Source organism: Pseudomonas saliphila, from assembly GCF_008638345.1.
Classification (GTDB): domain Bacteria; phylum Pseudomonadota; class Gammaproteobacteria; order Pseudomonadales; family Pseudomonadaceae; genus Halopseudomonas; species Halopseudomonas saliphila.
The window spans coordinates 25,895-45,691 of sequence record NZ_VTVA01000019.1; the positions used below are offsets into that span (position 1 = coordinate 25,895).

Genomic DNA, 19,797 nt, shown 5'->3' on the forward strand with positions numbered 1-19,797 from the left:
GCCTTGCATCCATCACCCTGGGAGGGGTATACCAAAGCGACATGGAGGGTAAGAGGAGCCCGTGTTGAACAAGCTCGAATTGAAGGTGCCGCCGCTGGTGCTGGTCGCGCTCTGCATGCTGCTGATGTGGGGTATGTCACGGCTGTTCGCGGAGTTTGACTGGATCATTCCGGGGGGCGCCACGCTCGCAGGCTTGCTGGCTGTTGCGGGGGTCATTATCGCGGTGGCGGGTGTAATCAACTTCCGCCAGGCCAATACCACGGTCGACCCGACCGCGCCGGGGCGTACCACGGCTATTGTCACATCGGGCATCTACAGATCCAGCCGCAACCCTATGTACCTGGGTTTTGCGCTCTGCCTGGCAGCCTGGGCAGTGTGGCTGAGGAACCCACCAGCCTTACTTGTCCTGCCCTGCTTCGTGCTCTACATGAACCGCTTTCAGATTCGCCCTGAAGAACGCCTGCTCAGCGAGAAGTTCGGCAGCGAATACACCTGCTATTGTCAGTCCGTGCGCCGCTGGCTGTAGCCTCGCCAGCTACTGCGCCGCACCGGCACGCAGCATGCACTGCCTGCGCCGCTCATCAACCCGGTTGGCAAACCAGCTAGTGGTCAGTTCACGGGTGATCTTGGGGCTTTCCAGGGTGATGCGCGGAATCATCTCCCGCGGTAAGGGTTCGCCCTGCAGGGTCTCGGCCAGCTCGAACAGGCGGTTGTACAAACGGCTGTCGGAAAATTCAAGCTCAGTGCTCTTGACCAGATCCCGCCTGATGGCGTTGTCATTCATGCCGAGCTGCTTGCTCAGCGAGCGCACCGCACGCTCGGTCGCACCCACTGCGCTGGATCCATGCACAATCAGGTCGCCATCCAACGCCAGGTCAATGCCCGTGGCCTTGCTGACTGCATTCTGGAAGGCGGCGTTACGGCTGGCGTACCAGCCAGCGTTGAAGTCGGCGTAGCGATATAAGGGACGCGTGTAGTCGGCCGGATAATCCAACAGGTGGGCAATACCGAAGAACATGCCGCCGCGCCGGGTGAAGACTTCATCGCGCATCGACCCAGTGATTGGATAAGGATAGACGTCCCGCTGCGTCTCGGCGAAGGCAAGACTGACCTGCATCGGCCCGCCGGTCTGCACCGGATTGAAGCTGCCGAACAGCTGCTTGCCGAGCGGGACCATGCTGATGAAGTCGTCGAATACGGCATTCAGCTGCTTTTCCGAGCGCACCTGACTCAGGCGCTTTTCATAGGTTTCACCAGTTGGCGACTCCATGCGCAGCGCCGCAGTCACCAGAAACCCTGGCACCCGCAACTTACTGGCACGCCGGTCGATTTCCTCCCGCGCAATCTTGGCCAGATTAGGCACCGGCGGAGCAACCTGGAAGGTGGACTCCTGCGCGGTAACCGCCAGCACCGAGCAGATATTTTCCGCGTCCGGCTCGATATCCAGGGTGGTGAACGCCACCTGAATATCCCGCGCCCAACCATCCCGGTCCGCCAGGTCAGCGGGCAGCAGCCGCAGTACCTGAGCCTGAACCGCAGCCGGGCGGTGCTCGGGCGGCATTATGCCGGGCCGCGGGCTGCAGCCTGCCAATATCCCTAGGCCGATCAGCAGCATCAATCCTGCGCAGCGTCGAACGAGACCTGCGTGCGCAACCTCGAACTCCGCTCCGAGCGCGGCTGGACAGGACAAGGAAAAACGGGACTGCGGGATATGATCTGAAAGCATGTTGGCGGTTACTTGTGGTCGAGTCAGTGCCATTCGCCACGAATAGCAATGCCCGCGCGGCGACCGAGTAGGTATGACCTAGGCCGGACGTCAAAGTGCGCCGCCGCTATACAGCCCTGCCCTGCGGCGGCACTGTCGACCGGGTGGTGGATTCCCAAGTGTGCCAGATGCTTAATCTATCTGGTAATCATCCCCCCAACGTCAGCGGATAATCGGATAACGCTGACAAGCCATCAGGCGCGGTCCGCGCTGACCTGGAAGGTGTCGGATAGTTGGTGCAAGCGTTGGGCAGTTTCTCTGGCTTGATCTGAGCTTATACGCAGTGTCCGGACCACATCGCCCATTGATTCCGTAGCGCTTGCGACCTGGCTAGCCTGACGACCATGCTCCTTGCTATTGGTCTCCATTACCGCAATCACCTCAAACAGCTGCTCGACGGTACTATGCAACACGTCGTTATCGTCCGAGGCATTGCCTGCGTCCTCCAACTGCAGATCCACATCAGATACACCCTGCTCCATCAATTCCACCGCCTGCCTTGTGGCGTCGCGAATAGACGTAACCCCGCGGCTGATTTCTTCCGCGGCGCTGGCTGTACGCAGGGCCAGTGCGCGCACCTCGTCGGCTACAACGGCGAAGCCGCGACCATGTTCACCCGCGCGTGCAGCTTCGATAGCCGCATTCAACGCTAATAGATTGGTCTGGCTGGTGATGTCGCTGATCACCGACACCATTCCCACAATCTCGCCCGATCGCTGATCCAGCTTCTGTACGCTGAGGGCTGAGCTGGCGACAACATCGCGAATCTTCTGCGTACCACTGCACACCACATCCAGCCGCTGACGAGCAGAGTTGATCACCTCTGCCATAGTCTTTTTCATTTCAGCCGCGGCTACCGAGGCACTGCTGACCGTTGCCAACTGAGCCTCGATCATGGTCAACATCTGGGCAATATTCTGCGTCACCTCTTCGGCCATATCGCTCGCCCCGCGGTTATGCCCCAGCATTTGCTCGCTATTCTGCACCGCATGGTGGCTGGCCTGTTTGACCCGCCCTACGATGGCATCCAGGCTGTCCAGAAAGCTGTTGACCCAGCGCCCCAGCTCACCGGTTTCGTCAGCGACAAAGCGTGAGGTATCCAGCCGTTGCCTCAGATTGCCTTCACCCTCGGCTATGTTGCGGATGATCTCAGTCATCCGGCCCATGCGCCTGGCCAGTCGCTTGGTACCCCGGCGCCAGAACCAGAAGGCCGAGAAGCCAACGACAGACAGGTTCAACAGGCTGGCCTCAGGCTGGCCGAGTCCGGAATAAGCGATACCTATCTGACACCCGCTGATCATCAGCATGAGGCCCAGGAACAGCTTCATCAGGTCATAGCTCAGCGAGCGGTAGCGGTAAACTTCTTCCAGGTCGGCTTCGCACATCATGCCCCAGCGATCTGGCGAGCCGGTAAGGCTGAAAGTGATCCCTTTGCCGATGACCGGGATGTGGCGGTAGTCAGAATAGCCTGGGTAGGCGACGTAGAGGTTATGTCCCTTACGTATGGTTTCACGAACGCCGGGGTGGAGTTGGCCGGTAGCCGGGTCAGTAAAACGTAGCTCGAGCTCAGTGTGTTCTCGCACGCTCACCCGGCCCCAAGCAGTCCGAATACCGCTCTTGAGGTTGTCACCATGATTGAACGTGTCGTCTTCAAAACGCGAGCGGGAGAGCGCGCGGCCCTGCTCGATGGTCCGATCAAAACGCGAATCCACCATGAAAATGTAGTTGTCGCCAGACTCGGGGTAAATGTGTCCAGCCTCACGCTGGATCAAATCGCCCACCACATCATTAGGTATCCGAGCGCACAGGCAGCCTCCAGCGGATAATGGCTGGTAAAACATCAGTGTCACGGCGTCGTGAAAGCTGGAGGTGGACGGGCCAAGCGACTTGGTTCGGTCGTCCACGTAAGGGCCATGCAAGAACGGTTTCTGTAGCCCGGTTTGTACGGCGTCAGTATCGAGTTTGAAGGCCGCTCCATGCCGGGCGCTGCTGGCAGTGACCTCGCCACTGCTGTTGAGGATGAACAATTCCGAGGCATCCGGCATCTTTTCCAGCAATTGACCAAGCCGATCGCTTTCTGGTGCAAAGGTCTGCGCGTCCATGCCCTGGGACATCAGCGCTAGCGCGTTCCACTGGTTATCGCACCATTGCTGCAACAGGCGGACCCGCGTCTGAGCGATACTCTCGAATATATGCTTGAGCTGCCCGTAGCGATTGTTATTAATCCAGCAGGCCCACCCCATTCGCAATTTGCTGGTTGGACCTAGCCAAGGCAGCCATTTACGTTCCGCCTGGGTAAAGGTCATTTCATCGCTATGTAGAGACATCCCTGATTTCCTTCTGCACTGATGTGACCCGACTCAAGTAAGGAGTGGGCAAGAATTTTGTGATCAGCAAAAACGACGCGCTAATAAAGAACCTTCATCTCGAACCTATGCTGCAGTCCCTCGTTGCTCCGGTCCGGGTTAACGCTATCTCGGCATCATGCGTACCCCGTCCATCTCGCTAAGAGGACGGGGGTGCCCCAGGAGGTAACCCTGGGCGTAATCCACACCCAGCTCACGCAGGCGCTCAAGAATGCCCTCGTTCTCCACATACTCCGCGACGGTCTTCAACCCCATCTCATGGCCTATCGTGTTGATCGAACTGACCATGGCTGCGGCGATCGGGTCTGTCTCGATATCCTTAACGAACACCCCGTCAATTTTCAGGATGTCCACCGGGAGCGTCTTCAGGTACGCGAAAGATGAGAGCCCCGAGCCAAAGTCATCCAACGCAAAATGGCAGCCGATCGCCTTGAGCCGCTGCATGAATATGACCGCACGACTGAGATTGGCGATTGCGCTGGTTTCGGTGATCTCAAAACATATACAGCTGGCAGGCACTTGATGACGCTGAATGGTCTCAAGCACGAATTCGAGGAAGCTGTCCTCGCCGAGGGACGCGGCAGCCAGGTTGATTGAATAGTGTCCGAGCGGGTCCTGGCTACGACGTCGATAATCACCGACCCAGGCCAGAAAATTACCCACTACCCAGCGATCAACCGCCGTCGCCAGATCATAGCGCTCAGCGGCGGGCATGAATGCGCCTGGAGGTATAATCTGTCCGTCCTCACCCAACATGCGCACCAGCACCTCGTAGCGTGGCCCGCCCGGCTCCGCATGCACCGGTATGATTGGCTGGACATACAGGCGGAGCAAATCCCTGTCTACCGCTTCCCTGATGCGGTTAACCCAGAGCATTTCACCACGACGCTCGAGCAATACCTGATCATCGGCCTGATAGACGTGGATGCGGTTGCGCCCGGCGTCCTTGGCGGCGTAGCAAGCGCTGTCCGCCGCACCAAGCAAGTCGCCGAGCGAATGCAGGTGTTCACCGATGAGCACCAGCCCGATGCTTACACCAATGGCGAATGTCTTGTTCTCCCAGCTGAAGCGGAAATCCTCAACCAGGCTGCGAATATCGTCAGCAATGGGTATCGCCTCTTCCTGCGAACATCCGATCAGCAGTAACCCGAACTCATCCCCACCCAACCTCGCCAGGACATCGGTGCTGCGGATGCGCGTCTGAAGCAATCGCGCCAGCTGACGCAGCAACTCATCGCCTGCCGCGTGCCCGCAGGTATCGTTGACCACCTTGAATTGATCCAGGTCCATGTAGCAGATCACCTGCTGGCGATCGCTATCCTGTTGGCCCTGAACGGCCAACGCCAGGCGTCGTTCGAATTCTGCGCGATTGACCAGACCCGTGAGGGTGTCGTGGGCAGCCTGGTGAGATAACTCATTGGCCATGCGCCGAGTCGAGGTAACGTCACGAAACGTGAGCACAGCGCCAATGATCCGCCCCTCCTGATCATACATTGGGGCAACAGCATCCTGGATGTAGACTTGCTCGCCATCACGTTTTCGCAGCAGCGAGGTGGTTTCGTTGCGCCTCTCCAAGGCCTTGCGGTGTCGACGCAAAAGGGCCGTAACGGTATTTCCTCGCGGCATCTCAGTGCGTTCATCGAATAACTGGTATACCTCCTCAAGAGGGCGACCGCTAGCCTGTGCGGCGCGCCAGCCAGTGAGTCGTTCGGCTACCGGATTGAGATAACAAACCCGGCCATCCGGACCGGTCGTGATAACGCCGTCGCCAATCGAAGCCAGCGTGACCTGTGCCAGCGTCTTTTCCTGATATAACTGTTGCTCGACCCGCCGGCGTTCAGTGATATCCCGAATCATGCAGGTATAGAACTTGTCATCTGATCCGCCGCGGCTCACCGTTAGCTCAGCGACAAACTGCTCCTGACCTTGCCCGCTGAACAACACTTCCTGCTTCAGCTCGTTACCCGCCTCGGGCAACGGCAGGCCATGCCAGCCCTGCTCCGCCACCAATTCCCGCATTGGCTGACCGACCAGATCTGCGGCGCCCCTGCCGAACAGCCGCTCCGCGCCCGGGTTGCAGGTGGTGAGCACGCCCTCGGCTGAGCAGGTCACGATGCCGTCGCGAATGTCGCGCACGATCGCCTGGGTCATGCCCACAGCACTTCGCAGCGCGCGAATCACCTTGTTGTACTGAGCAGCGATCTGGCCCACCTCGGTGAAGGGCTCGACCAGTACTTCCTGATCGAAACGTCCGTCCTGCTGATGAGCTTCCATGGCGTCCAAAAGCTCGATCAGTTCGGTACGGGCGCCATGCTCGGAAACGTTCAGCCCAACCAGTTCAGCTTCGGCGCTTACTCTCATCGGCAACCAGCGATTGATCACCCGCAGCAACATCCAGGTCATTCCAAAGGACCACAATCCCGCCACCATGATGCCTTCGCACTGCACCAGTAACTGTTCCCAGCGACTAAGCCCTGTATTCAGCAGCGCCATATCAGCGAACAAGGCGACAGCCAAGGTGCCCCATATTCCACTGGCCAGATGCACCGGCACCGCACTGACAGCGTCGTCAATCTGCCAGCGGTACATCAGCCGGTCCGCGCCGTACATCACCAGGCTTCCAGTGAAACCGATAATCACGGCAGAGCCAGCGGAGATCACATGTGCGCTGGCGGTTACGGCAACCATCCCGGCAATCAGTCCATTTAGTGGATAGACTGGATCGACATGACGCCAGCGCAGCCACGAGGCCAACATGCCGCCGAGGATGCCCACTACGCCAGCCAGAACAGTATTAGCAATGATGCTTGGCACAATGGGGTCAAAGCCAAAGGTACTTCCGCCGTTGAAGCCAAACCAGCCGAACATGAGCAAAAGCCCGCCGAGCATCGCGACCGGCAGGTTCGACCCCGGCAGGCTTCGACCCTCACGATCCAGCTCAAACCGGCCCTGCCTCGGCCCTAGCACCAGGATCACAGCCAACGCAATCCAACCGCCTACCGAATGCACAACTGTTGAGCCAGCAAAGTCGGTGAATCCTCTCGCCGCAAGCCAGCCAACCGACTCGCTGAAAGCGCCAGCCCACGCCCAATGGCCATACAGGGGATAGATGAGTCCAGCCGCAATGACCGTCACGACCAGATACCCGCTGAATCGCATCCGCTCAGCGGCCGCTCCGGAAACGATGGTTGCTGCAGTGGTGCAGAACATCACCTGGAACAGGAAAAAGGCCGCGCGCCAGGTATCGTCGAACGAGACCATGAAGAGATCGCTGCCGAACCATCCATGTGCGCTGTTGCCAAACATGAGGCCGAAACCGAACAGCCAGTACAAAACGATGGCAACACTGAGATCCGCCATGTTCTTTACGGCTACATTTATGGTGTTCTTGCTGCGAGTCAGGCCCGATTCCAGGCAAAGGAAGCCTAACTGCATGTTGAAGACAAGACCGGCGCAGAGCACGATCCATAGCACGTCAATTATTTCGAATGCCATTCCCTGCTTTCCCCAATGCAAAACAGATATCGCACTATGATGGCGTTTTGATACGCCAAAACAGATCCATTTGCGCTAAATAAGTGCACGTCGGCACGCTGCGGCGTGCTCTGGTCACTGGGGATGGCTATTGCAGGTTCTATACCAAGCTCGCCAAACGATAATGGCGATTTAACACCTCAGCTCGGGCTGCGAGATCTTCGCGCCCGACCGCTTGCGTTCAGTGTTGGCATACCGAGATTATCCTAACGCTAGAGTGCGCTGGCAGGCTTATCGTGGTCAGGAAAGGATGTACGTAACAAAGCTTCCAACTGCTCGGCCGGAACGGGTTTGCTGTACAGATAACCCTGACCATAGTCGCACCCAAGATCGCAGAGCAGACGCTCCTGCTCCAGGGTCTCGACCCCTTCGGCCGTGATGGTCAGCTGCAAACTCTTGCCCAGAGCAATGATCGCGCGAGCGATGGCGCTGTCGTTGGTATCGCCAGGCAAATCCATGGTGAAACCGCGGTCGATCTTGAGTTTGGTGACCGGCAGACTCTTGAGACGCAGGAGCGAGGAATACCCTGTGCCGAAGTCATCAATCGCCAGCTTGACGCCGATGTTACGCAGCGCATTCAGCACCGAGCCACTTTTCTCGCCCTGCCCCATGATCTCGTCTTCGGTGACTTCAAGTTCAAGATAATGCGCCGGCAAGCCTGACTCTTTCAGTACCGCTTGCACGGCAGCGATGACCTCGCCGCGCTGCAGCCAGTATCCGGACATGTTCACCGCCATGGTCTGCAGCGCAAAGCCACTGTCCAGCCAGCTGCGCATCTGTGCGCAGGCGATACGCAAAACGTACTCATCCACCGCTGACATCAGTCCGGCATGTTGCGCGGCGGGCAGGAAATCAATCGGCGGAATGATCCCCAACACAGGATGGTCCCAGCGCACCAGCGCCTCCATGCCGACGATCCGTTTGCTAACCAGGTCTTTCTGTGGCTGAAAATACACGCGCAATTCCCGTTCACGGATAGCCTTGTGCAGATCAGATTCCAGGGTCATCTGCCGGCGGGCATATTCAGTGAGCGCCTGAGTGTAAAAGGCGTAGGTATTGCGGCCGTTCTTTTTGGCCAGGGTTACCGCGGTGTCCGCGTTTTTCAACAGCTCGGCGCTGTCTTCGCCGTCATCCGGATAAACGCTCATGCCCAGGCTACAGCTCAGGTGCAATGTCCGTTCGCTGATGTCGAACGGCTGGTCAAATGCCCGCTGGATACGCAGAGCAAAGGGCGTGAGGTCCGCCGCTTCGGCCAGATCCTCGACCAGCATGATGAACTCGTCCCCACTTAACCGTGCCAGCGTATCCTGTTCACGGCACAGCTCCGAAATCCGCCCAGCCGCGGCGCGCAGCAGTTCATCCCCGGCACTGTGACCCATGCTGTCATTGATCGCCTTGAACCGGTCAATATCGACAAAGACCAATCCCAACCGTCTGTTGTTACGCTTGGCGCGGGCCAGGGCATTACCCAGGCGTTCAATCATCAGGAGGCGATTGGGCAATCGGGTCAGCGGGTCGTGGTGCGCGAGGAAGTCTATCTCTTCCTGCGAGCGCTTGATCTGGGAGATATCGGCAAATACCGCGACATAATGCGAGAGCTCACCTTCCTCATCGTACACCGCGTTGATGGTTTGCCACTGCGGATAGATCTCACCGTCGCGCCTGCGATTCCAGATTTCGCCTTGCCAGCTGCCGGTCGACTTCAATTGGCCCCACAGGTCGCTGTAGAACTGTTCGGGATGCCAGCCGGATTTCAGGAATGACGGCGTCTGGCCGATCACCGATTGAGGGTCGTAGCCGGTGATGCTGCAAAAGGCTGGATTGACACTGACGATGCGGTTCTCGTGATCAGTGATCACCACCCCTTCGGTGGTGCTCTGGATGACCACCGCCGCTTGTTGCAGGCGTTCGTCGTTCAACTTCTGCTCCGTGACATCTCGCACGATCCCTACCAGCCGAACGGCCTTGTGCTGCTCGTCGCGGATTGCCCTGCCACGGGCATGAACCCAGGCGTAATCGCCATCCAGCGTCAAGATACGATGATTATTGTCGAAACGATCGGTGGTTCCGCGAAAATGCGCACGAATCGCCTGCCGTGTGGCAACAAGATCATCAGGGTGTACTCTTTCAAGCCAGATGACGCCCAGATCGACATCCGCTGTCGGCGGGTAGCCAATGATTTCCAGACAGCGGTCGGAGAAATACACACTACCGGCGCCAATATCCCAGTCCCACACACCGTCATTGGAACCCGCCATCGCCAGATCCAGACGCTCCTGACTTGACCGCAACAGCCGTTGCTGCTTGGCCCGGCAGTTCAATTGTCCGCGCGAGGCGAAAAACACCAGTGTCGCGGTCACCAGAACGAAGAGGATGCCCTTGAAGGTATGGATCCCCTGCGCAGCCCAGGTCTCCGGGCCAAGAGTTGTTACCAGATAATCACTGAACAGGATCCACAGCATGGCCACCGTCGAATACAGCACAGCTACGCGAAACGCGCTTCGGCTAGGGCTCATAGGTCTGAATTATTCTCTTGCAATATCAGGCGGCATCTTAGCTGCTTGACGACTTGCGGTCATGCAATGCGTGCGACATTCCGACATACTTGAAAGCAGCAGTCGGGGACAATGTCCCTGTCCCAATTTTTGTCAGAGGTCCAATCTGCTATGTGGTACAACGGTTTTCTAGATCCTTCTCCTTGGCAAGTCCTGGCCATCATATTGGTGCTGACGCATATCACCATCGTCAGCGTCACCGTCTACCTGCATCGGTATTCGGCGCACCGCTCCCTCGAGCTGCACCCGGCACTCAAGCATTTTTTCCGATTCTGGCTGTGGATGACCACGGCCATGAATACCCGCGAGTGGACCGCGATCCACCGCAAGCACCACGCCAAATGCGAAACCCCTGATGATCCACATAGCCCTGTGCACAAAGGCTTGACCACGGTGCTACGCAAGGGCGCCGAGCTCTACATGGAAGAGGCCAAGAACGAGGAAACCCTGCGCATTTATGGCAAGAACTGTCCGGACGACTGGATAGAGCGCAACCTCTATAAACGTTTCCCCATTGCCGGGGTGAGCCTCATGCTCTTGATCGACCTGGCGCTGTTTGGCGTTATCGGCCTGACTGTCTGGGCCGTCCAGATGATGTGGATACCGGTGTTTGCCGCTGGCGTGGTCAACGGCCTCGGGCATGCGTTCGGATACCGCAACTTTGAATGCAAGGACGCCGCGACCAATATCCTGCCCTGGGGCATCCTGATTGGCGGCGAAGAACTGCACAACAATCACCACACCTATCCCAACTCAGCGAAGCTGTCAGTAAAGAAGTGGGAGTTCGATATGGGCTGGATGTGGATCAGAGTGTTCAGCATGCTTGGACTGGCCAAGGTGCGGCGTACCGCTCCGATCGCCCATCAGGTCGAAGGCAAGCAGACACTGGACATGGATACCGCCATGGCGATCCTCAACAACCGGTTCCAGATTATGGCGCAGTACCGCAAATTGGTGATCAAGCCGCTGATGCAGCAGGAGCTACAGCGGGTCGATCATTCGATCCGGCACCTGTTCAGCCGCGGCAAGCGGTTGTTGAGTCGGGAGCCGAGTCTGCTCCAGCCTGAGCATGAAGCGCGCATCCAGACCATGCTGGCGCACAGTCAGGTGCTCAAGGTGACCTACGAGAAGCGGCTGGCGCTGCAGCAGATCTGGACGCGGACCAGTGCCAACGGGCATGACATGCTGCAGGCACTTCGCGAATGGTGTGCCCAGGCAGAAGCCAGCCGCATCCAGGCGCTGCAGGAGTTTGCTGCCTCGCTGCGGACCTATTCGTTGCAGCCGGCCCCAGCCCGTTAACGGCATCAGACGCCGCTCAAAAGCGCACCCGGACTCCCTGTCCCGGTGCGTTTTTCATGCTCGCCGAGCAGCGCGGGAAATGAATTCTGTGTTGGCCGTCCGCTAACCCGAACGTGCGGGTCGCCAAGGCACTGCCTTCGGTTTATGCTTGCCGATCAACATACCCTGACAATAATGGTAGCAACGGATGCGAACCCTGATTTGCGGCCTGGGCCTACTCCTCGTCACCCCGGCTCTGCTCGCCTCGACCATTTACAAGTTCACCGATCAGAACGGCGTCGTCACCTATACCGATCAGAAGGTGTCGGGTGCCCGCGAACTGGTTTTCCAGGACGCCATGGTCGAGAACATCGAACAGAAGGTGTACGTCACCACACGTAAACACGCGGGCGGTGAGACCCTGATCGTCAATAACGAGCTACACGCTCCGGTCGAGATCGAATTGAGCGTCGAGAACCCGCGCAATGTATCGGGTGTGCCGGACAAACCCCTTCGCTGGGTACTGCCGCCTCGTGACAGCATTCGCCTGCTGACGCTCGTTCCGGATGCCGGCAAGACGCCGAGCTATACACCACGGCTTCGCTACGCCATCGGCGATCCCCGCTCCGAGCCAACTGTCACCCAGTACCCGCTACCCTGGAGCGGAGGGCCGTTCAGGGTCACTCAGGGCCCTGGCGGGAAATTCAGCCACACCGGCCCCAAGGGCCGTTACGCCATCGATATTGCCATGCCCGAGGGAACGCCCATTCTCGCGGCCCGACCCGGGCTGGTGGTAAATGTGGACAACAACCAGAGCGGCCGCGGCAACAACCCGGCCGGCAACTTCGTCCGACTGTTGCACGATGACGGTACCATGAGCGTTTACTTGCATCTTCAGCGCGGGTCCGTGCGCGTCAAGGCCGGAGATCGCGTGCGTACTGGCACGCCACTGGCTCGCTCGGGCAATACCGGCAACAGCACCGGGCCGCACCTGCATTTCGTGGTCCAGCGCAACATCGGCATGGATACCGTCTCGATCCCATTCGAGTTCGCGCAACCGATCAGTGAACTGCCGAACTTCGCTATTGGCGGTGAATAACCATCCAACCCGCCTTGCCGCGCCCAGGGCAGCATAATCCGGACAACAAAAAACCCGCACATGGCGGGTTTTTTGTTGGAAAGCAAAGATCTTATCGGATCTTGGCTTCCTTGTAGCTCACGTGCTTGCGAACGACCGGATCGAATTTCTTGATTTCGATCTTGTCAGGCGTAGTACGCTTGTTCTTGTCGGTAGTGTAGAAGTGACCAGTACCGGCGGAAGACACCAAACGAATCAACTCACGCATGGAAGTGCTCCTTAGATTTTTTCGCCACGGGCGCGCATTTCAGACAACACGACGTCGATGCCGCGCTTGTCGATAATCCGCATACCCTTGGTGGAAGTGCGCACGCGTACAAAACGCTTCTCCGACTCAACCCAAAACCTATGGTGCTGCAGGTTAGGCAGAAAACGACGCTTGCTTCTGTTGTTAGCGTGGGAAACATTGTTCCCAGTAACCGGGCGTTTGCCGGTTACTTGACATACTCGAGACATGATTAACCCTCTCCAACCACTTGCCCAACCCGAACTGGTTGGAAGCCATAAAAAAATCTGTTGTCCAGCCGGGGCAATGAAATGGTGCGATCCTGCGCTGCCTGAATACGACAATGCGGGCACAGCCCCGAGAAGAGCGGAGCTTTATACCAAACTGAGCCCCTTCAGGCAATGTTTTTTCATTAAAGCAAGCCACGCTCCGCAAAGGAAACCGGCTCCCCATCCCCCACCACCAGATGATCCAGCACCCGTATATCCACCAGCGCCAGAGATTCTTTCAACCGCCGCGTCAGCATCAGGTCCGCCTGACTCGGCTCGGAAACCCCCGACGGATGGTTGTGCGTGAGGATCAGCGCTGCGGCGTTATGCGCCAACGCCCGCTTGACGACCTCCCGGGGGTACACGCTGGCGCTGTCCAGGGTGCCGCGAAACAGCTCCTCGAACGCAATGACCCGGTGCTGGTTATCCAGAAACAGACAGGCGAAGACCTCATGCGGCAATCCAAGCAGCTGGCTTTTCAGATAGCGACGCACCGAGCCGGGGGATGTCAGGGCATCGCCGCGTTGCATCTCTTCATATAAGTGTCTGCGGCCCATCTCCATGACAGCCTGCAGCTGTACGAATTTGGCCGGGCCGAGGCCCGCGTGACCACAGAACAGCTTCAGATCGGCTTGCAGGAGTGCACGCAGACTGCCGAAGCCGCTCAACAGGTCACGAGCGAGATCGACCGCGCTGCGTCCCGGAATGCCGGTGCGCAGAAAAATCGCCAGCAGCTCGGCATCCGACAAGGCGGCGGCGCCCTGACTCAAGAGTTTTTCACGCGGCCGTTCGGCCAGAGGCCAGTCGGTTATAGCCATGCAGGTGCTCCTTGCGAGGGACGGGGCGTACTTCCTGTTCGCACCCATAGGGAGCTCGAGTATAGGCAGCCTGCGGGCCACAGGTCGAGCATGCTGCGGGCCAAGCGCTGTGGTATCTTAGCCAGCATTTGACGGGCTTCTCGTTTATGAGAAAAACCGCGAAACCCCAGTGCTTCCGACGCTTCCAAAGCGAGCCGTGTAAGAGGTAGACAATGCAGCGTTTGTTCAACAAACAGGTAGTGCTCGGCGTCAGTGGCGGAATCGCCGCGTACAAGAGCGCCGAACTGGTCAGACGGCTGCGTGACGCCGGTGCCGAGGTGCGCGTAGTCATGACCAACGCGGCGCGGGAGTTCATCACACCGCTGACACTGCAGGCGCTCTCCGGTCACCCGGTACATGGGGACCTGCTCGACCCGGCTGCAGAGGCTGCAATGGGACACATTGAGCTGGCGCGCTGGGCAGACATGGTGCTGATCGCCCCGACGACGGCCGATCTCATGGCGCGCCTGGCCCAGGGCCGCGGTGACGATCTACTGACGACGCTGATCCTGGCTACCGATGCGCCGATCGCCATCGCGCCGGCAATGAATCAGGCCATGTGGCGCGACCCGGCCACCCAGGCCAACCTGTCCACGCTGCTGGCGCGCGGCATCAAGGTATTCGGCCCGGCGGCAGGCGAGCAGGCCTGTGGTGATATTGGCCCGGGACGCATGCTGGAGCCGACCGATATCGCTGCCTGCGCGGCGGAATGCTTCGAATACGGCGCCTTGAGCGGCCGCCACGTGCTGATCAATGCAGGCCCGACCCGTGAAGCGATCGATCCGGTGCGCTACATATCCAACCACAGCTCCGGCAAGATGGGCTTCGCCCTGGCCGCTGCCGCTGCCGAAGCGGGTGCCCGCGTCACGCTGGTGGCAGGTCCGGTGAATCTGCCGACGCCGCCGCGCGTTCAGCGGGTGGACGTCGTCAGCGCGGAGGAGATGCTCAATGCCTGTCAGGGCGCTCTGCCGGCGGACCTGTTTATCGCTTCGGCTGCCGTCGCTGACTACCGTCCGGCCGAGCGCGCCGAGAGCAAGCTGAAGAAGGACCCTGGCACGTCAGATGGCATGACCCTGTCGCTGGTACGCAATCCCGATATTCTCGCTGCACTCGCCAATCACCCGCAACGACCATGGTGTGTGGGATTCGCTGCAGAAACCAATGACGTCAATGCCTACGCCGAAGACAAACTGCAGCGAAAAAATCTGGACCTTATCGTCGCAAATGATGTCAGTGTGCCAGGCATCGGGTTTAATAGTGATGATAACGCCGTGACGTTGATAGACCGCACGCTTCAACACCACCCGCTGCCCCACGCCAGCAAGCAGAAACTGGCTCGGCAGATCATTGCCTTTATTGCCGGCCGGCTCACCCCACCGACTGCCTGAGGATTAAGGATGCACGCGCTGCAAGCAAAGATACTCGACCCCCGACTTGGCCAGCAGTGGCCGCTGCCTCACTACGCCACAGACGGCTCAGCCGGCCTCGATCTGCGTGCGCTGCTGCATGAGCCTCTGGTACTGGAGCCCGGACAGACACAACTGCTGCCCACCGGACTGGCAATCCATATTGCCGATCAGGGATTGGCTGCGATGATATTGCCACGCTCAGGTCTGGGTCATAAACACGGCATCGTGCTGGGTAACCTGGTTGGCTTGATCGACTCCGATTACCAGGGACAGCTGATGGTGTCCTGCTGGAATCGCAGCCAGCAGGCATTCACTATCGAACCTGGCGAACGCATTGCCCAGCTGGTGCTGGTACCGGTGCTGCAAGCCAGCCTGGAAGTCGTCGAGGAATTCGACAACAGTGCTCGCGGCGCGGGTGGTTTCGGCCACACGGGCAGCCATTGAGCACGTCCATCTGAGCAAGGAGGCGATACGGATGAAACTTACCAAGGCGTCACCGGGGCCGCGATCCCAGGCATTGCCGGGCACTCTTGTTCCCTTGCTGATGGCTCTGGCCGGGCTGGGCGCTGCCGCGTTACTGATCTGGTTCACACTGTTTGGCGAGGGCAACCAACGCTATTCGCAGGATATGGCAGCGGCCTATGCCAGCCAACAGGCCGGGGCGCTGAATAGCGCGTTGAACCGTCTGGATGCTGACCTGACGACGCTGGCGAGCAACCCGCAAATGCAGGTCGCCCTGAACAGTGGCGGCAGCCCTGCCCTGACCCGTTCGTTGCGCCATGTATACGCCGATGCCCTGGCGATCTACAGCCATCTGCCCGGTACCGCCGTCAACATTCAGAGCGACGTGGCCCCCTTGAGCTTCGCCGCGCTGGACATGATCCGCCGCGCCGAGCGCAACATGCCGGTTCCCGCCGAAGCGCATAAAGTCGGCACCGAATGGCGTCTGTACGCAGCGCAGCCTCTGCGCGTGACAGCCAACGCACCGATTGGCGGATCGGTCATCGCCGTCTTCGACATGCAGCGTTTAGTGGGCAGCCTCCCGCCCCTGCCACCAGATAGCGGCCGCATCACCTTGATCCAGCAATTCCCCGACGCGCCGGAACAGATCCTCTACCAGCGCGGCGAGGGCCACGGTCCAGCCCTGGTCCTGCCCACCAGCAACCCAGCCTGGCGCCTCGAATTCCGCGCTGGCAGTGCACTGTCGTCCGGCATGATCAATCCGTTGTTGCTGCTCGGCGCGACACTGCTTGCACTGGCCGGACTGCTCGCCGGATTGCTGTGGTTACAGCGCCAATGGTGCGCAAGCATCCAGGCGGACGCCGAGGTCCTGACCCAGCTCACCAAGGGACACAAGGTAGCAGGACTGCGTCTGGGCGTGCTTGAGCCCGTCGCACAGGCGATCATGCAGCAGGCGCAACGCAACGGACAGACGCCAGGCGTCAGCCCGGCACGCGAGCGACAGACAACCATGGAGCCGGCTCTTGCTGCTGCGCCCGTTGCGGCTGTTGCGGTCCGCTCACCGGCCGTCGCCCATGCCACGCCGATACTCGACGAAGAGGATATCCTTGATATCGATATTTTCGATGAGGAAGACCCCTTCGATATGGCCGGTGACGCACCTGCGCAGAGCGCTATCCCCGTCGTGCCTGCGGAAATATTCCGCGCCTATGACATTCGCGGCGTAGTCGGGCAGACGCTGACTGAAGACAATGTGTACTGGATCGGCCGGGCAATCGGCAGCGAGAACCTGGCGTGCGGGCAGTCTCAAATCGCCGTCGGCCGGGACGGCAGACTGTCCGGCCCGACCCTGTCTGAAAAACTGATCAGGGGCCTGATGGACAGTGGTTGCCATGTCATCGATCTGGGCATGGTGCCAACCCCGGTGGTGTACTTCACCACTCATACGCTGGACGCCTCCTCCGGTGTGGTATTGACCGGCAGTCACAACCCCGCCGAATACAACGGACTGAAAATCGTCATCGACGGCCAGACGCTCTCCGAAGAACGCATCAAAGCGTTACACACCCGCATCGAGCAAAATGATCTCAGTGCCGGCGACGGTACTCGCGAACAACGCGACCTGCTGCCGACCTACCAGCAACGCATCGTCGAAGATGTCGCGCTCGCTCGCCCGCTCAAGGTCGTAGTGGACTGCGGTAATGGCGTGGCCGGGGTCATCGCCCAGTCCTTGCTGGAAGAGCTCGGCTGCACAGTGATTCCACTGTTCTGCACCGTGGACGGCAAGTTTCCCAACCATCATCCTGATCCGAGCAAGATGGAGAACGTGGCGGACCTGATCGCTGCGGTGCGCCAGCACAAGGCCGATATCGGCATAGCCTTCGATGGCGATGCCGATCGGCTGGGCGTGGTCACCAGTGATGGCGAGCTGATCCATCCCGATCGCCTGCTGATGTTGATGGCCGAGGACGTCGTCGTGCGCAATCCCGGCGCTGATGTCGTGTTCGACGTGAAATGTACCCGGCGTCTGCCAGCCTTGATCAGCAAGCTTGGCGGGCGGCCCGTAATGTGGAAGTCCGGACACTCGTTGATCAAGGCGAAGATGAAGGAAGTCGGTGCCCTGCTCGGCGGCGAAATGAGCGGCCACATCTTCTTCCAGGAACGCTGGTACGGTTTTGACGATGGCCTGTATAGCGCATGTCGGCTGCTGGAAATCCTCTCCGTGCAGCCCGACAATCTCACCAGCGCCGAACTGATGGCGCGCTATCCAACCGGCCTGAGCACACCGGAGCTTAACGTCCGCGTCGGCGAACAACGTAAATTCGAGATCATTCAGGCGCTGCTCGAGCAGGCCGATTGGGGTCAGGGCAAACTGACCGCGCTGGATGGCCTTCGCGTTGATTATCCGCACGGTTGGGGTCTGGTCCGCGCGTCGAACACCACGCCCATGCTGACCCTGCGCTTTGAAGCGGACAAACAGGAAGACCTGGAGCTTGTCCAACAATTATTCCGCGATCAGTTGGCCGCTGTAGCCCCTGATCTGGAGCTGCCATTCTGAACCAAGAGAGAACCATAAACATGTTGAGTCGTGACGCTGCCGCCCAGGTTTCCCGGGTACTGACCGAAGCTCTGCCCTATATTCAGCGCTTCACCGGCAAGACGATAGTCATCAAGTACGGCGGAAATGCCATGGAAAGCGAGGAGCTGAAAAACAGCTTCGCCCGCGACATCGTGCTGATGAAGACGGTCGGTATCAACCCGGTCGTGGTACATGGCGGTGGGCCGCAGATCGCTGACCTGCTGGCCCGGCTGAATATCCAGAGCGAATTCATTGAAGGCATGCGCGTCACCGATAACCAGACGATGGACGTGGTGGAGATGGTGCTCGGCGGCCAGGTCAACAAGGATATCGTCAATCTGATCAACCGCCACGGCGGCGCCGCCATCGGCCTGACCGGCAAGGACGCGGGCCTCATTCGCGCACGCAAGCTGAAGGTATCGCGGCGTACCCCGGGCATGGACAAGCCCGAGATCATCGACATCGGCCAGGTTGGAGAGGTCGTCGAGATCAATACCCGGCTGATCAACCGCCTGGTCTCCGATGATTACATTCCGGTGATTGCGCCCATCGGCGTTGGCGATGACGGTGCCTCCTACAACATCAACGCCGATCTGGTCGCGGGCAAGGTGGCCGAGGCGCTAAAGGCCGAGAAACTCCTGCTGCTGACCAACATCGCCGGTCTGATGGATAAGCAGGGCAAGGTGTTGACCGGGCTGACGACCGCCCAGGTCGACGCATTGATCGAGGATGGCACTATCTACGGCGGCATGTTGCCAAAAATCCGTTGCGCCCTGGACGCCGTGCAAGGCGGTGCCGGCAGCGCGATCATCGTCGATGGCCGCGTTCCCAACGCCGTACTGCTGGAGATTTTTACCAATACCGGGGTCGGCACCTTGATCACCAACCAACCGCACCTGCTGTGATGCAGCGCGACGATTTCCCCCTCAGCACCCAGCTGCGGGTGCGCTGGGCTGAGGCCGATATGCAGAGCGTTGTATTCAACGGCCACTATCTGACTTATGCAGACATCGGTACCACGGAGTATTTCCGTGCGCTGAAACAAACGACGGCGGGCGTGATCGGCGCGCAGGGCAGTGACTTCTTTGCGGTGCGCACTGTGCTGGAGTACCACGCCCCAGCGTTGTATGACGACCTGCTGGACGTGCATGTGCGGATCGCCCGGCTGGGTAATTCAAGCATGCAATTTGTGATCGGGATCTATCGGGATGAGGAGCTGCTGACCACCGGCGAGCTGATCTACGTTCATGCCGATCAGCAAAGCCGACGACCTGAGCCCATCCCGGAGGCGTTCAGGGCCGCCGTCAAAGCGTTCGAGAAAATGCCGCCGCAGGATGCGTCGACAAACTAGCGTGACCGC

15 protein-coding genes are annotated in these 19,797 nt (G+C 59.3%); 8 read left to right on the forward strand and 7 right to left on the reverse strand.

Going from position 1 to position 19,797, the window contains the following annotated elements; all coding sequences use genetic code 11:
* Positions 1-61 precede the first annotated feature (61 nt).
* The gene (locus FHK95_RS17055; RefSeq protein ID WP_235906818.1) at positions 62-526 is read left to right on the forward strand and encodes a methyltransferase family protein; all 465 of its coding nucleotides are present in this window, start codon (positions 62-64) and stop codon (positions 524-526) included.
* Between the two features lie 9 nt (positions 527-535).
* On the opposite strand, the gene FHK95_RS17060 is transcribed toward FHK95_RS17055, so the two are convergent.
* The 4 genes from FHK95_RS17060 to FHK95_RS17075 form a co-directional block, all read right to left on the reverse strand.
* A complete protein-coding gene (locus FHK95_RS17060; protein WP_178114831.1) occupies positions 536-1,615 on the reverse strand; it encodes a DUF1615 domain-containing protein in 1,080 nt (359 codons plus the stop codon).
* 344 nt (positions 1,616-1,959) lie between these two features.
* Positions 1,960-4,092, reverse strand: coding sequence for a methyl-accepting chemotaxis protein (locus FHK95_RS17065; protein WP_235906819.1), 2,133 nt, complete (start codon positions 4,090-4,092; stop codon positions 1,960-1,962).
* Positions 4,093-4,236: 144 nt separating this feature from the next.
* Positions 4,237-7,626 carry an ammonium transporter gene (gene amt / locus FHK95_RS17070; RefSeq protein ID WP_150305850.1) on the reverse strand — a complete coding sequence of 1,130 codons (3,390 nt, stop codon included), beginning with the start codon at positions 7,624-7,626 and terminating at the stop codon, positions 4,237-4,239.
* 251 nt (positions 7,627-7,877) lie between these two features.
* Positions 7,878-10,181, reverse strand: a complete 2,304-nt coding sequence (locus FHK95_RS17075; protein WP_150305851.1) for a putative bifunctional diguanylate cyclase/phosphodiesterase — start codon at positions 10,179-10,181, stop codon at positions 7,878-7,880.
* 150 nt (positions 10,182-10,331) lie between these two features.
* Between FHK95_RS17075 and desA the strand changes: the two genes are divergently transcribed.
* Together desA and FHK95_RS17085 are read left to right on the forward strand one after the other, a co-directional pair.
* The gene (gene desA / locus FHK95_RS17080; RefSeq protein WP_150305852.1) at positions 10,332-11,519 is read left to right on the forward strand and encodes a delta-9 fatty acid desaturase DesA; all 1,188 of its coding nucleotides are present in this window, start codon (positions 10,332-10,334) and stop codon (positions 11,517-11,519) included.
* A 187-nt stretch (positions 11,520-11,706) separates the two neighbouring features.
* Complete coding sequence (locus FHK95_RS17085) at positions 11,707-12,597, forward strand: peptidoglycan DD-metalloendopeptidase family protein (RefSeq protein WP_150305853.1); 891 nt, start codon at positions 11,707-11,709, stop codon at positions 12,595-12,597.
* Between the two features lie 91 nt (positions 12,598-12,688).
* On the opposite strand, the gene rpmG is transcribed toward FHK95_RS17085, so the two are convergent.
* The 3 genes from rpmG to radC all read right to left on the reverse strand — a co-directional run bounded on the left by rpmG (position 12,689) and on the right by radC (position 13,949).
* Positions 12,689-12,844, reverse strand: coding sequence for a 50S ribosomal protein L33 (gene rpmG / locus FHK95_RS17090; protein WP_150305854.1), 156 nt, complete (start codon positions 12,842-12,844; stop codon positions 12,689-12,691).
* Between the two features lie 11 nt (positions 12,845-12,855).
* Positions 12,856-13,092: a 50S ribosomal protein L28 gene (gene rpmB / locus FHK95_RS17095; protein ID WP_150305855.1), complete on the reverse strand. Its 237-nt coding sequence runs from the start codon at positions 13,090-13,092 to the stop codon at positions 12,856-12,858.
* Between the two features lie 182 nt (positions 13,093-13,274).
* Complete coding sequence (radC, locus tag FHK95_RS17100; RefSeq protein ID WP_150305856.1) at positions 13,275-13,949, reverse strand: RadC family protein; 675 nt, start codon at positions 13,947-13,949, stop codon at positions 13,275-13,277.
* 212 nt (positions 13,950-14,161) lie between these two features.
* On the opposite strand from radC, the gene coaBC reads away from it, so the two are divergent.
* The 5 genes from coaBC to FHK95_RS17125 are packed head-to-tail and all read left to right on the forward strand — an operon-like array spanning position 14,162 to position 19,788.
* Positions 14,162-15,376, forward strand: coding sequence for a bifunctional phosphopantothenoylcysteine decarboxylase/phosphopantothenate--cysteine ligase CoaBC (gene coaBC, locus FHK95_RS17105; RefSeq protein ID WP_150305857.1), 1,215 nt, complete (start codon positions 14,162-14,164; stop codon positions 15,374-15,376).
* Positions 15,377-15,385: 9 nt separating this feature from the next.
* A complete protein-coding gene (gene dut, locus FHK95_RS17110) occupies positions 15,386-15,841 on the forward strand; it encodes a dUTP diphosphatase (protein WP_150305858.1) in 456 nt (151 codons plus the stop codon).
* Positions 15,842-15,872: 31 nt separating this feature from the next.
* Positions 15,873-18,416 (forward strand): phosphomannomutase/phosphoglucomutase, encoded by a 2,544-nt coding sequence (locus tag FHK95_RS20380; protein WP_150305859.1) that lies wholly within the window; start codon positions 15,873-15,875, stop codon positions 18,414-18,416.
* A 20-nt stretch (positions 18,417-18,436) separates the two neighbouring features.
* Complete coding sequence (gene argB / locus FHK95_RS17120; protein ID WP_150305860.1) at positions 18,437-19,342, forward strand: acetylglutamate kinase; 906 nt, start codon at positions 18,437-18,439, stop codon at positions 19,340-19,342.
* The gene (locus FHK95_RS17125; protein ID WP_150305861.1) at positions 19,342-19,788 is read left to right on the forward strand and encodes an acyl-CoA thioesterase; all 447 of its coding nucleotides are present in this window, start codon (positions 19,342-19,344) and stop codon (positions 19,786-19,788) included. The genes argB and FHK95_RS17125 overlap by 1 nt, the downstream gene beginning before the upstream one ends.
* Positions 19,789-19,797 lie beyond the last annotated feature (9 nt).

What these genes read in the sequence shown, in the direction of transcription:
- amt (WP_150305850.1), bottom strand. Translation starts at nt 7,626, where the DNA reads ATGGCATTCGAAATAATTGACGTGCTATGGATCGTGCTCTGCGCCGGT.
- FHK95_RS17065 (WP_235906819.1), bottom strand. Translation starts at nt 4,092, where the DNA reads ATGTCTCTACATAGCGATGAAATGACCTTTACCCAGGCGGAACGTAAA.
- desA (WP_150305852.1), top strand. Translation starts at nt 10,332, where the DNA reads ATGTGGTACAACGGTTTTCTAGATCCTTCTCCTTGGCAAGTCCTGGCC.
- rpmG (WP_150305854.1), bottom strand. Translation starts at nt 12,844, where the DNA reads ATGCGTGAGTTGATTCGTTTGGTGTCTTCCGCCGGTACTGGTCACTTC.
- rpmB (WP_150305855.1), bottom strand. Translation starts at nt 13,092, where the DNA reads ATGTCTCGAGTATGTCAAGTAACCGGCAAACGCCCGGTTACTGGGAAC.
- coaBC (WP_150305857.1), top strand. Translation starts at nt 14,162, where the DNA reads ATGCAGCGTTTGTTCAACAAACAGGTAGTGCTCGGCGTCAGTGGCGGA.
- radC (WP_150305856.1), bottom strand. Translation starts at nt 13,949, where the DNA reads ATGGCTATAACCGACTGGCCTCTGGCCGAACGGCCGCGTGAAAAACTC.
- dut (WP_150305858.1), top strand. Translation starts at nt 15,386, where the DNA reads ATGCACGCGCTGCAAGCAAAGATACTCGACCCCCGACTTGGCCAGCAG.
- FHK95_RS17060 (WP_178114831.1), bottom strand. Translation starts at nt 1,615, where the DNA reads ATGCTGCTGATCGGCCTAGGGATATTGGCAGGCTGCAGCCCGCGGCCC.
- argB (WP_150305860.1), top strand. Translation starts at nt 18,437, where the DNA reads ATGTTGAGTCGTGACGCTGCCGCCCAGGTTTCCCGGGTACTGACCGAA.
- FHK95_RS17125 (WP_150305861.1), top strand. Translation starts at nt 19,342, where the DNA reads ATGCAGCGCGACGATTTCCCCCTCAGCACCCAGCTGCGGGTGCGCTGG.
- FHK95_RS20380 (WP_150305859.1), top strand. Translation starts at nt 15,873, where the DNA reads ATGAAACTTACCAAGGCGTCACCGGGGCCGCGATCCCAGGCATTGCCG.
- FHK95_RS17085 (WP_150305853.1), top strand. Translation starts at nt 11,707, where the DNA reads ATGCGAACCCTGATTTGCGGCCTGGGCCTACTCCTCGTCACCCCGGCT.
- FHK95_RS17075 (WP_150305851.1), bottom strand. Translation starts at nt 10,181, where the DNA reads ATGAGCCCTAGCCGAAGCGCGTTTCGCGTAGCTGTGCTGTATTCGACG.